Source organism: Verrucosispora sp. CNZ293 (assembly GCF_002754655.1).
Genome location: NZ_PEFR01000001.1, coordinates 3919258 through 3931868 on the forward strand (window position 1 = coordinate 3919258; position 12611 = coordinate 3931868).

7 protein-coding genes are annotated in these 12611 nt (G+C 72.2%); 2 read left to right on the plus strand and 5 right to left on the minus strand.

What is annotated here, in order from left to right; translation table 11 throughout:
* Positions 1-10: 10 nt before the first annotated feature.
* The 4 genes from CLT74_RS17740 to mfd form a co-directional block, all read right to left on the minus strand.
* Positions 11-1570 (minus strand): DUF885 domain-containing protein, encoded by a 1560-nt coding sequence (locus CLT74_RS17740; RefSeq protein ID WP_486582388.1) that lies wholly within the window; start codon positions 1568-1570, stop codon positions 11-13.
* Positions 1571-1737: 167 nt separating this feature from the next.
* A complete protein-coding gene (locus tag CLT74_RS17745; protein WP_099847537.1) occupies positions 1738-2724 on the minus strand; it encodes a nucleoside triphosphate pyrophosphohydrolase in 987 nt (328 codons plus the stop codon).
* Between the two features lie 2 nt (positions 2725-2726).
* Positions 2727-3494, minus strand: a complete 768-nt coding sequence (locus tag CLT74_RS17750) for a hypothetical protein (protein WP_099847538.1) — start codon at positions 3492-3494, stop codon at positions 2727-2729.
* A gap of 22 nt (positions 3495-3516) precedes the next feature.
* Entirely contained in the window at positions 3517-7170 is a 3654-nt protein-coding gene (mfd, locus tag CLT74_RS17755; RefSeq protein ID WP_099852248.1) for a transcription-repair coupling factor, read from the minus strand.
* A gap of 297 nt (positions 7171-7467) precedes the next feature.
* Between mfd and CLT74_RS17760 the strand changes: the two genes are divergently transcribed.
* Positions 7468-8382: a cyclase family protein gene (locus tag CLT74_RS17760; protein WP_099847539.1), complete on the plus strand. Its 915-nt coding sequence runs from the start codon at positions 7468-7470 to the stop codon at positions 8380-8382.
* A gap of 108 nt (positions 8383-8490) precedes the next feature.
* On the opposite strand, the gene CLT74_RS17765 is transcribed toward CLT74_RS17760, so the two are convergent.
* Positions 8491-9531 carry a S66 family peptidase gene (locus CLT74_RS17765; RefSeq protein WP_099847540.1) on the minus strand — a complete coding sequence of 347 codons (1041 nt, stop codon included), beginning with the start codon at positions 9529-9531 and terminating at the stop codon, positions 8491-8493.
* A gap of 229 nt (positions 9532-9760) precedes the next feature.
* On the opposite strand from CLT74_RS17765, the gene ppc reads away from it, so the two are divergent.
* The gene (gene ppc / locus CLT74_RS17770) at positions 9761-12547 is read left to right on the plus strand and encodes a phosphoenolpyruvate carboxylase (protein ID WP_099852252.1); all 2787 of its coding nucleotides are present in this window, start codon (positions 9761-9763) and stop codon (positions 12545-12547) included.
* Positions 12548-12611 lie beyond the last annotated feature (64 nt).

Genomic DNA, 12611 nt, shown 5'->3' on the forward strand with positions numbered 1-12611 from the left:
GTCGGCGTCCCTACCGGTCGAGCAGGGTGCGTAGGTGGCGCGGCGGCGGGCTGCCGTGGGCGAGCATCTCGTCGTGCCAGTCGCGCAGCGGCACGTCGGACGGGCGGGCGGCGGCGATCCCGGCCATCTCGCTGTAGCCGACGAAGTACGTCGACAACTGCGCCGAGGTCAGCAACGCGCGACGCCACTTGCCCGCCGCCTCACCCTCCTCCTGGAAGCCGCGTCCGGTCAGCAGCGCCATCGCCTCGGCCTCAGGTAGCTCCTCGGCGTGGGTGAGCTGGTCGAGCAGGGCGTTGAGGGTCATCCGCAGCTGCATCTTGAGCTGCTGCAATCGCACCGGCAGGCCACCGAAGCCGCGACCGACCATCAGCTCCTCGGCGTAGACCGCCCAGCCCTCGACGAACGGGCCGGACCGGATCAACGCCCGTACCCGGGTGGAGCCGGTGTAGCGCCGGGCGTGGGCGAGTTGGAGAAAGTGCCCGGGCATCGCCTCGTGCACGGTCAGGTTGCGGATCATGTGGTCGTTGTACTCGCGGTAGAACGACTCCACCCGGCCTGCCGGCCAGTCCGCGGGCGTCGGCGCGATGCAGTAGAACGTCGGCACGTCCGCCGTCTCCAGACCGCCGGGCGCGTCGCAGTAGGCCACCGCCACACCTCGGGCGAACTGCGGCATCACCTGGATGACGCAGGGGTCCGCCGGCACGCTCACCAGATCGTGCAACCGGACGAAGTCGCTCGCCTCGTCCAGGGTGATCGAGGCCAGGTCGACGATCGTGTGGTCGTCGGGGTGCTCGGCGGCGAGCAGGTCCAGCGCCCGGCGTACGGTCTCGTCGTCGGCGGGGCCGCCGACCAGCTCGACCGACGCCGCGCGGATCTCGTCGGTGACCCGGTCGAGGTTCGCCCAGGCCCGGCGCTGGATCTCGGCGGCACCCAGCTCGGTGTCGAGCGTGTGCCACAGGCGCGCCTCCCAGCGCCGCCGACCCAGCCGGGGGTCACGGCCCGGCCCGGCGTCGGCCGCCAGGCCGGCGCGCAGCCAGGCGACGAACTCGTCGAGTGCGGCCAGCGCCCCGGTGGCGGCCGGCTCGATCCGGTCGACGGCGGCGGGAGCCTGCGCGAGCAGCGCGGGCACCTCGTCGCGAATCAGTGCGGCCACGCCGGTGAACTGCCCGACCGCCGTCTCGGCGTGGACCCGGGGCATGTCCCGCAACGTCGCACGCGCGGTGGCCAACGCGTCCGGTACGGCGGCGAGACGGCCGGCGAGGGCGGTCAGCCGCACCTCGGCCGGCGCGTATGGGCGGGACAGCAGCGCGTGCAGCAGTGGGCCGGGGTTGTGCGCGAGTGGATCCCACTCGTGTCCCCGGATCTCGGTCAGCTCGAACAGTTCCCGGTCGACCAGGGCGGAGAGCAGGGCGTGGTCGACGCGCTCCTCGACGTCGAGGTCGTCGGAGTCGATCTCGACCAGCGCGCTCGCCGCGTCGACGAGCATCGCCCGGTCCCCCGCGACCGCGTCCGCCGAGAAATCCGGCAGCCGATCGTCGGCCCGATGGTCCCCCGCCGTCGCGGCGAGCACCGGCCGACTCCCCAGCAGCGCCTCGACAACCCGCTCCCCACCACCTGAAACCGCTCCACCCCCGGACCCTACCCACCCCCACCAGCCCGCCCCCTACCCCCTCCCGCCCGCGTTGATCATCAGGTTGGCGGCGCGGATTGTCGGATTCGGTGCCGTCAGCCTCATGATCAACGTGGCGAGGTGGGGGGTGGCGTTTCGGTGGTGCGGAGGGTTTGGGCGTGAGCGAGGGTGGTGCGGCGGAGGGCGGCTTCGGGGTCCAGGTCGGCCTCGCGGGCCTGGGCGACCGCGGCGAGCAGATGGGCGCCGAGGGCGGTCTCGGGGTCGGGTTGCGCCTCCGGTGACGGCAGTGGCACGGTGATGCCGGCCCGGGCGGACCGCTCCAGGATCTTCGCCGCCAGGGCGAGCGCCGGTTGGCTCAACGCGATGCCGTCGAGCACCGAGTCACGGGCCTTCTCCGCCTGCTTGATCCGCTCCCAGTTGGCGGTGATCTCCTCCAGGGTGCCCGCCTCGGCACCGGCGAAGACGTGCGGATTGCGCCGGATCATCTTGTCCACCAGCCCAGCGGCCACGTCGTCGATGGTCCAGCGTTCGTCCTCGGGCAGTTCCTCGGCCAGCCGGGCGTGCAGCACCACCTGGAGCAGCACGTCGCCCAACTCCTCGCGCAGCGCGTCGGTGTCCCCGGCGCTCATCGCGTCGTACGCCTCGTAGCTCTCCTCCAGCAGGAACCCGGCCAGGCTGCGGTGGGTCTGCGCCCGCTTCCACGGATCCCCGCCGGGCGACAGCAGCCGGTCGAGCACCGCCACCGCGTCCAGCAACCGTGCGCCCGGTGGATCCCACGAGCCGTACATCAGCTCCAGCTCCGCCAGCCCCGGCTCGCGGGCCAGGCGCAGCCCCAGCTCCCGGGCCACCGCCTCGTCCCCGGCCGGCCCGGCCAGCCAGACCACCGTGTCCTGTGCCGCCACCGCGTCCAGCAGCGCCGGCACCGGCGGCCCGTCGAGCACCCGCACCTCGGCACCCGCCGACCGCAGCGCCGTGGTCAGCTCGCTGTCCTCGGCGGCCAGCACCGGAGCCGCGCGTACGACATCCCAGGCCGCTGCCGTCAGCAGACCGGCCGGCAACCGGGGTGAGGTCACCAGCAGGACGATGCGGGGCATGCTCAGCCGTCGGTGGGTGCCGACGGCTCGGGCCGCGGCCTCGGGGTGGAGATGTCGTTCACCGCGTCGGAGGCGGGCTCACCCAGCGGCACGCCCACCGCGACGGCCTGCCCGCTGAAGCTCAGCACCGGGAACACCAGCGGCCGGTACCGGGGGTTGACAGTCACGTCGTACGTCTCGACGGCCTCACGCAGCGAGTCCCGGTTGGCCAGGGCCTGGCGCAGCTGCTCGCCGTCGAGCTGGGCGGCGGCTTCCTCGACGGTCACCTCGGCCGGCACCGCGCCGGCCCGCTTGCCGGCCGCGACCAGGTCGATCAACTCCTGCTCGGTGGGGGCCACCGGAGCGCCGATCGGAATGCCGGAGAGGCAGGTGTACAGCTCGGCGACCTGCCGCACGTACCCGGTCTCCGGGCTGAGCCCGAGCCCCTGGGCCACCTGCCCCGGGTCGACCTGACTCTGCGAGCGGTAGCCCTCGGCGGCGGAGATCCGCTCACAGACCTCGCTGAGCACCAGGGTGCTCACCACCTGGCTGCGCCCGGGCAGCTGAGGCTCCTGGCCGGGCAGCTGGGGCTCCTCGCCGGGCGGCGCCTCGTCCGCTCCGGTCGGGGTCGGGTTCTTCGCCTGAGCGTCCTCGATGACCTCGGTGACCGCGTCCTCGGTGATCCGGTGGTCACCGACATAGGCGGCGACACCAGGCTCGGAACGGCAACCGGCGAGGGCGATGAGGCCGACCGCCACGCTGGCGACGGCGACAAGACGGCGAGCACGCATGCCCGTCACTCTCTCATGCCCCTTACCCACCGCTGACACCGGCGGGTACGCCGAGAACGTCGGAGAGCAACTGGGCGCACCACTCCAGCAGGGCCTGGTCGCGCAACGGCTCGCCACCGACCCGACGGGTGGCCGGTCGGGGCACGCTGACCTGGTCGAGGGCGGCCTTGTAGACCGAGTCGGGGTGGTAGCGCTTGAGCCGTAGCTGCTTGGAATCGGGCAGCGGCAGCGGGCCGAAGCGCAGGTGCTTGCCCTGCATGCTGACGTCGGTGAGGCCGTACTGGCGGGCCAGCAGCCGGAACCGGGCCACCGCGATCAGGTTCTGCACCGGGGCGGGCGGCTCGCCGTACCTGTCGGTCATCTCGGCGGCCACCTCGCGCAGCCGCTCCTCGTCGCGCGCCTCCGCGAGCTTGCGGTACATCTCCAGGCGGAGCCGCTCCACCGCCACGTAGTCGTGCGGCAGGTGCGCGTCCACCGGGAGATCGATCTTCATGTCGGCCTCCTCTTCCGGCCGCTCGCCCTTGAACGCCTGTACCGCCTCGCCGACCATCCGCACGTACAGGTCGAACCCGACGCCCTCGATGTGCCCGGACTGCTCACCGCCGAGCAGGTTGCCGGCGCCCCGGATCTCCAGGTCCTTCATCGCCACGTACATGCCGGCGCCCAGCTCGGTGTGCTGGGCGATGGTGGCCAGCCGCTCGTGGGCGTGTTCGGTGAGCGGCTTGTCCGGCGGATAGAGGAAGTACGCGTACGCCCGCTCCCGGCCCCGACCGACCCGGCCCCGGATCTGGTGCAGCTGGGCGAGGCCGAGCAGGTCGGCCCGCTCCACGATAAGCGTGTTGGCGTTCGGGATGTCGATGCCGGACTCCACGATCGTGGTGCAGACCAGGACGTCGTACTCCTTCTCCCAGAAGCCGACCATCACCTTCTCCAGGGCGTCCTCACCCATCTGGCCGTGCGCCACCGCCACCCGCGCCTCGGGCACCAGTTCCCGCAGCCGGCGGGCGGTCCGCTCGATCGACTCGACCCGGTTGTGCAGGTAGAAGACCTGGCCGTCGCGGAGCAGCTCCCGGTGGATCGCGGCGGCCACCTGCCGGTCGTCCTGCGCCCCGACGGCGGTGAGCACCGGGTGCCGCTCCTCCGGTGGGGTGGCGATCGTGGACATCTCCCGGATGCCGGTGATCGCCATCTCCAGGGTGCGCGGGATCGGGGTTGCCGACATGCTCAGCACGTCGACGGCGGCCCGCATCGACTTGAGGTGCTCCTTGTGCTCGACGCCGAAGCGCTGCTCCTCGTCGACGATGACCAGCCCGAGCGACTTGAACCGGGTCGCCGCCGCGAGCAGCCGGTGGGTGCCGATGACGATGTCGGCGGTGCCGTCGGCGACCATGGCGAGGGTCTGCTCGGCCTCCTTCGGCGTCTGGAAACGGGACAGCTGCCGGATGGCCACCGGGAACTGACTCATCCGCTCGGCGAAGGTGTTGTAGTGCTGCTGCACCAGCAGGGTGGTCGGCACCAGCACGGCTACCTGCTTGCCGTCCTGCACCGCCTTGAACGCCGCGCGTACCGCGATCTCGGTCTTGCCGTAGCCGACGTCGCCGCAGATCAGTCGGTCCATCGGGATGCTCTGTTCCATGTCCCGCTTGACCTCCTCGATGGCGGCGAGCTGGTCGGGCGTCTCCTGCCAGGGGAAGGCGTCCTCCAACTCCCGCTGCCACGGGGTGTCCGGCCCGAAGTTGTGCCCCTTGGACGCCTTGCGGGCGGCGTAGAGCTGGATCAGCTGGGCGGCGATCTCCTTGACCGCCTTACGGGCCCGGGCCTTCGACTTCTGCCAGTCCGAGCCGCCCATCTTGTGCAGCGTCGGTTGCTCGCCGCCGACGTAGCGGGAGAGTTGGTCGAGCTGGTCGGTGGGGACGAAGAGGCGGTCACCGGGCTGGCCGCGCTTGCTCGGGGCGTACTCGATGACGAGGTACTCCCGGGAGGCGCCGTTGACGGTGCGCTGCACCAGTTCGACGTACCTGCCGATGCCGTGCTGCTCGTGCACCACGTGGTCACCGGCGCGCAGCTCCAGCGGGTCGATGGTGTTGCGCCGCCGGCTCGGCATCTTCCGCATGTCGCGGGTCGACACGCCCCGACCGCCTGTCACGTCGCTGCCGGTGAGCAGCACGAAGCGGGCCGCCTCGGCGACGAAGCCGCCGGTCAGGCTGCCGCAGGTGACAAGCAGCTCGCCCGGGGCGGGCGCGGCCGGCACCTCGTCGGTCATCCGGGCCCCGAGACCGCCGTCGCGGAGCACCTCGACGGCCCGCTGGGCGGGACCGTGCCCCTCGAAGACGAGCACGATCGAGAAGCCCTCGCCGGCCCACCGCTTCAGGTCGTCGACCACGCGGGCGGTCTCGCCGTGGTAGAGCGGGGCGGGCTGGGCGGTCAGGGCCACCGCGATGGCGTCGTCGGGCGTGACGTCGACCGCCTCCGGCTCGTCCTCCCACGGCTGCCGGGTCGCGGCCGGGCCAGCCGGTTCGGCCAGGCCGAACGGGGACAGCGTCCACCAGGGCTGACGCAGGGTCGCGGCGTGCGCGCGTACGTCGGCGAGGGTGTGGAAGGCGGCCGCGCCCAGGTCGATCGGGGCCTGGCCACCGACGGCGGCGGCGGCCCAGCTGGCCTGGAGAAACTCCTCCGAGGTACGGACCAGGTCGTGCGCCCGGGTGCGGATCCGCTCCGGGTCGCAGAGCAGTACGTGGGTGCCGGCCGGCATGCAGTCCAGCAGCAGTTCCATCGAGTCGTTGCCGATAAGCGCCGGCGCCAGGGACTCCATGCCCTCCACCGGTATCCCACCGGCCAGCTTGTCGAGGATCTCGGCCAGCTCCGGGTGCTGCTGCGCGAGCGTGGCGGCCCGCTCCCGGATCTCGGGGGTGAGCAGCAGTTCCCGGCAGGGTGGCGCCCAGAGCTGGGAGATCTGCTCGATGGTGCGCTGGTCGGCGACGGCGAAGGTGCGGATCTCCTCCACCTCGTCGCCCCAGAACTCGACCCGGGACGGGTGCTCGTCGGTGGGCGGGAAGACGTCGAGGATGCCGCCGCGCACGGCGAACTCGCCCCGCTTGGTGACCAGGTCGACCCGGGCGTACGCCATGTCGGTGAGCCGACGGGCCACCTGCTCCAGGTCGGCCTCGTCACCGGCGGCGAGCCGTACCGGTTCCAGGTCCCCGAGCCCCTTGAGCTGCGGTTGCAGCACCGACCGGACGGGCGCGACGACCACCCGCAGCGGCCCGGTACGCCCGTGCGCGTCCGCCGAGTCCGGATGCGCGAGCCGGCGCAGCACGGCCAGCCGGCGGCCGACCGTGTCGGAGCGCGGGGAGAGCCGCTCGTGTGGCAGCGTCTCCCAGCTCGGGAAGATCGCCACTTGCTCGGCCGGCAGCAGATTGCCAAGCGCGGCGACCAGGTCCTCGGCCTCGCGGCTGGTGGCGGTGACCGCCAACACCGGCCGCCCCGCTCCGCCGGTCGTCGGCTGGTCGGCACCCGGGTCCGCCGCGACCGCGGCGACCGCGAACGGGCGCAGCGCCGACGGGGCGGTCAGGTCGAGCCCGTCGACCTGGGCCGCACCGGAGCGCGCCAGGTCACGGACGCGGGCCAGGCCCGGGTCGGCCAGGGCGGCGGCGAACAGTCCGGTGAGCGCAGTCATGATCACTTCCGAGGTGGGGACACGACGATCACCCCGCGTCCGGACCGGACGGGGGGTCGTTACCGATTGACACTATCTCTCCGGACCGACGAATCACCGCCGCCCACGGCCACCGCCGCCCAGGCGAGCACGGTGGGCGGCCGACGCCAGGGTGCTGGTTGCCGGTGCCCTGTCGAGCTGACCGCACAGACGGTTCACCGGCACCGGCCCCGCGTCCGGGGGGAAACCGAGCGGTGACCCCCGGCCGGCACACCGAACGCGATTGACGCCCGTGCCGGCCTGTGGTCGGCTGCCCGAATGAACGGGGAATATCGTGCGCAGTTCGACGCCGACGTCGCCTTCGCCAACGGCGGCGGCCTGAAGACCGAGGGGTTCCGGCTGGACATCCCCGGCGACCGGATCGACGACACCGACCTGGCGGCGCTCTTCGTCAGACATCTCGGCCTGCTGATGGTGTCCGACGTACGGATCGCCAACAAGACGATCATCGAGGAGCCGCGCAAGGGCGGTCGCGCCGTCCCGACTGCCGCAGACGGCACCACCGGTCGGCGGCTGATCGAGTTGAGTCACCTGGTCACCGACGGGATGACCACCCTGCCCGGCTGGCCGGCACCGAAGATCACCGAGTGGCTGACCCGCGAGGCGTCCCGGAAGCACTACGCCCCGGGCACCGAGTTCCACGTGGCCCGGATCGACATGATCGCCAACACCGGCACCTACCTGGACACGCCAGCCCACCGGTACGCCGATGGTGCCGACCTGTCCGGTTTCCCGCTGGACCGCCTCGCCGACCTGCCCGGACTCGTCGTACGGCTGCCCGCCGGCACTCGCGCGGTGGACCGCCTGCTGCTGGCGCCGTACGACGTCGCCGGCCGGGCGGTGTTGCTGCACACCGGCTGGGACACGCACTTCGGCACCGCCGGGTACGGCGCCCCGGAAGCCCCCTACCTGACCGCCGACGGCGCGCAGGCGCTTGTGGACGCGGGAGCCGCCCTGGTCGGCATCGACTCGATCAACATTGACGACATGGGCCCGGCGGCCGGTGGTGTACGCCCCGCGCACAGCACCCTGCTTGCCGCCGGTGTCCCGATCGTGGAGCACCTGACCGGCCTGGCCGCCCTGCCGCCTGACGGTTTCCGGTTCACCGCCGCCCCGCCGAGGGTGGCCGGCATGGGCACCTTCCCCGTCCGCGCCTTCGCCGTCGTCGACTGACCGGCAAGAACAATTCCGGATGCGGGATGTCGCGGCTTCCGTCAGGCGCGGATACCACGACATCCCGCAGGTCGAGTGGATCTCGCGCCTCGGTGGCTGGCTCGGCCGTCAGTAGCGGACCGAGATGCGTCGCTGGATGGCGTCCACCCGGACCGCACCGCCGTACGGGATGATCAGTTGCGGGTCGGTGTGACCGAAGTCGACGTCGAAGACCAGGACCGCGGCCGGGGCGTACTCGGCGAACGCCCGGGTGACGGCGGCGCGCTGGTCCCGGGCGTACTCCGTCTTCTCCTGCTGGGTGAGTCGGCGGCCGAACTCCCACGCCTTGGCGCGACCGACGAGCGCGGCGGGGAAACCACCGAGCAGGCCACGTTCGCCGAGATTGCGCAGCATCCGGTAGACCTCGACGGCCGGCGGAAGTTCCTCCGACGTCTCCATCAGGAAGACCGAACCGGCGAGGGTGGCGGTGGGGGCGACCCGGTCGGCGGCGAGCAGCCAGTGCAGCACCTCCAGGTTGCCGCCCCAGGTCCGGCCCTCGACCACCGTCTCGGGGCCCTGCCAGTGCCAGCCCGTGCCCGGGAACATCACCGGCTCGTCCGCCAGGCACCCGCTGTCGTTCCAGTCGTTCGGCTGGTCGCCCCACTCGGCCGCCGGGACGAGCTCGTACCAGTCGGTGCTGAACAGCGCCGCGCGCAGCGACTCGGCGGTCAGCGGGTGCAGCGCCCCGGGGCGGCCGAGATGCACGAGCACCGACCCGCCGTGGTAGCTGACGATGCCCAGCCGGTGCAGGTGGTTGAGCAGGTTCGTGTTGTCGGAGTACCCGAAGTAGGGCTTCGGGTTGGCCCGCAGCACCTCGTCGTCCAGGTGCGGCGTCACGGTGATCAGGTCGTCGCCGCCGACGGTGGCCAGCACTGCGGTGATCGTCGGGTCGGCGAAGGCGGCGGTCAGGTCCCGGGCGCGGTCTCGCGGGTCGGCCCCCATGATCCGGGTGGTCGGATACTCGACCGGCTCCAGGCCGTACTCCTCGCGCAGCCGGCGCAGCCCCAGTTCGTACACGTGCGGAAAGAGACCCGGCAGGCCGGCGGAGGGTGAGACGACCGCCACCCGGTCACCGGGCCGGGGTTTCGGCGGTTGGCGCAGCGCTGTCATGTGCCGACGTTATCGGCGGCAGCCAGCGGTTTTCCGCTTCGCCCAGGGAGGGGTGACGACACGGGTACGCCCTGCCGAAGGTCGACCTCACATCCGGTCGCCGGGGTCAACGCCCTCGGAACATGATGAACGCGACAACCTGGGGCCCCTCCTTTCCGGCGGGTTCACGTGGATACGATCGGGGGAGTCGGACAGCGCTGTCCTTCGTACCTGACGTGAGGAGCGCATGGTGACCGACCAGCACGATCACGACGGCCCCGACGCCGCCCTCCGCGCCGACATCCGCAGGTTGGGCACGTTGCTCGGGCAGACCCTGGCCCGCCAGGAGGGGCGCCCGCTGCTCGACCTCGTCGAGGAGATCCGCGCCCAGGTCCGCACCGATGCCCCGGCCGCCGCCCGGCGGCTCGGCGGGCTCGATGTGACCACCGGCACCAAGCTGGCCCGCGCCTTCTCCACCTACTTCCACCTGGCCAACATCACCGAACAGGTGCACCGGGCCCGCGACCTGCGCCGCCGCCGCGCCATCCAGGGCGGCTGGCTGGACCAGGCGGCCAAGATGATCGCCGAGCGCGGGGTGCCGGCCGAGGAGATCGCGTCGGTGGCCCGTCGGCTGGCGGTACGTCCGGTCTTCACCGCCCACCCGACCGAGGCGGCCCGCCGGTCGATCCTGTCGAAGCTGCGCGCGATCGCCGACGAGCTGGACGCCGAGACGGCGAACGCGATTCTCTACGGCGCCAGTGACGAGGGTCCGGCGAACCGGCGGCTGGCCGAGCTGCTCGACCTGATGTGGCAGACCGACGAGCTGCGGCTGGACCGACCGGACCCGACCGACGAGGCGCGTAACGCCATCTACTACCTGCGCGACCTGTACGCCGAGGCGGCGCCGCAGGTGCTCGACGACCTCGCCGAGACGCTGCGTACGCTCGGCGTGGAGACCTCGCCGACGGCCCGGCCACTGACCTTCGGCACCTGGATCGGCGGTGACCGGGACGGTAACCCGTTCGTCACCCCGGCGGTGACCCGCGAGGTGCTGGCCATTCAGCACGAGCATGGCCTGACCGCCACCGAGGCGGCCATGGAGGAGCTGATCAACGAGGTGTCGGTGTCCCGGCGACTGCGCGGGGTGTCGCTCGACCTGTCCGCCAGCCTCGCCGCCGACCTCGACGCGCTGCCCGAGGTGGCAGCCCGGTTCCGCCGGGTCAACGCCGAGGAGCCCTACCGGCTCAAGGCCCGCTGTGTCCGCGCCAAGCTCGCCAACACCCGGGCCCGGCTGCGCCAGGGCACCCCGCACGTACCGGGTCGGGACTACCGAGGTTCGGCCGAGCTGATCGCCGACCTGGATCTGCTGCGTGCCTCGCTGGCCCGCAACTCCGGTCAGCTCACCGCCGTCGGCCGGCTCGCCTCGACGATCCGTACCGTATCCGCGTTCGGCCTGCACCTGGCGACCATGGACGTGCGCGAGCACGCCGAGAAGCACCACGAGGTGCTCACCCAGCTGTACGCGGCGGTCGGCGAGGTCGACGACTACCCGTCGCTGAGCCGGTTGGAGCGCACCAAGCTGCTCGCCGACGAGCTGGCCAGTCGCCGGCCGCTGTCGACGGCGGACACCCCGCTCAGCGAGTCGGCCCGCAAGACGTTCGACGTGTTCAGCACCATTCGTGAGGCGCAGGACCGGTTCGGTTCCGAGATCATCGAGTCGTACATCATCTCGATGACCCTCGGTGTGGACGACGTGCTCGCCGCGGTGGTGCTCGCCCGCGAGGCCGGCCTTGTGGACGTGCACAGCGGCCGGGCGCGGATCGGCATCGTGCCGTTGCTGGAGACGCCGGCCGAGCTGAACTCCGGCGGCGAGTTGCTCGACGAACTGCTGTCGCTGCCGGCGTACCGGGCGCTGGTGGCGGCCCGAGGTGACGTGCAGGAGGTGATGCTCGGCTACTCCGACTCCAACAAGGAGGCCGGCATCACCACCAGCCAGTGGTCCATCCACCGGGCCCAGCGCGCACTTCGCGACGTGGCCGCCCGGCACGGGGTGCACCTGCGGCTCTTCCACGGCCGGGGCGGCACGGTCGGGCGCGGCGGCGGCCCCACGCACGACGCGATCCTGGCCCAGCCGTACGGCACCCTGGATGGCGCGATCAAGGTGACCGAGCAGGGTGAGGTCATCTCCGACAAGTACACGCTGCCGGCGCTGGCCCGGGAGAACCTGGAGCTGAGCGTGGCCGCTGTGCTCCAGGCGACGCTGCTGCACACCGCGCCCCGGCAACCGGCCGAGATGCTGGAACGCTGGGACGCGGCGATGGACGTGGTCTCCGAGTCGGCGTTCCGGTCGTACCGCTCGCTGGTGGAGGACCCGGACCTGCCCGCGTACTTCTGGGCGTCCACTCCTACCGAGTTGCTCGGTGCGCTGAACATCGGCTCCCGGCCGGCGAAGCGGCCGAACACCGGTGCCGGGTTGTCCGGGTTGCGGGCCATCCCGTGGGTGTTCGGCTGGACCCAGACCCGGCAGATCGTGCCCGGCTGGTTCGGGGTCGGCTCCGGCCTGGCCGCCGCCCGGGAGGCCGGGCTGGCCGACGTGCTGGCCGAGATGCACCGCAACTGGCACTTCTTCCGCACGTTCCTGTCCAACGTGGAGATGATGCTGACCAAGACCGACCTCGGCATCGCCCGCCGGTACGTGGAGACCCTGGTCCCGAAGCAGTTGCACCCGATCTTCGACAAGATCGAGCAGGAGTACGAGCTGACCCGGCGCGAGGTGCTCGCGGTCACCGACTCACCGGACCTGCTGGAGAATTCCCCGGTGCTGCAACGCACCCTCGCCGTGCGCGACACCTACCTGGAGCCGCTGCACCACCTCCAGGTGGCGCTGCTGCGGCAGTACCGCGACTCGGGTGCGGCCGGGCGGGCGGTGGCCACCGCGCCGGGCGGCCGACGCGCACCCAGCGACGGCACCGCCCTGGAGCGGGCCCTGCTCACCACTGTCAACGGCATCGCGGCCGGAATGCGCAACACCGGCTGAGGTGTACGGAAGGGCCCCTCGGCACGCCTCGGCGCAGGAGGGGCCCGTCGCGACCACCGGGAGG

Excerpts from the sequence above, each read along its gene's own strand:
- CLT74_RS17750 (WP_099847538.1), bottom strand. The coding sequence starts at position 3,494 with ATGCGTGCTCGCCGTCTTGTCGCCGTCGCCAGCGTGGCGGTCGGCCTC.
- CLT74_RS17745 (WP_099847537.1), bottom strand. The coding sequence starts at position 2,724 with ATGCCCCGCATCGTCCTGCTGGTGACCTCACCCCGGTTGCCGGCCGGT.
- CLT74_RS17765 (WP_099847540.1), bottom strand. The coding sequence starts at position 9,531 with ATGACAGCGCTGCGCCAACCGCCGAAACCCCGGCCCGGTGACCGGGTG.
- mfd (WP_099852248.1), bottom strand. The coding sequence starts at position 7,170 with ATGACTGCGCTCACCGGACTGTTCGCCGCCGCCCTGGCCGACCCGGGC.
- CLT74_RS17760 (WP_099847539.1), top strand. The coding sequence starts at position 7,468 with ATGAACGGGGAATATCGTGCGCAGTTCGACGCCGACGTCGCCTTCGCC.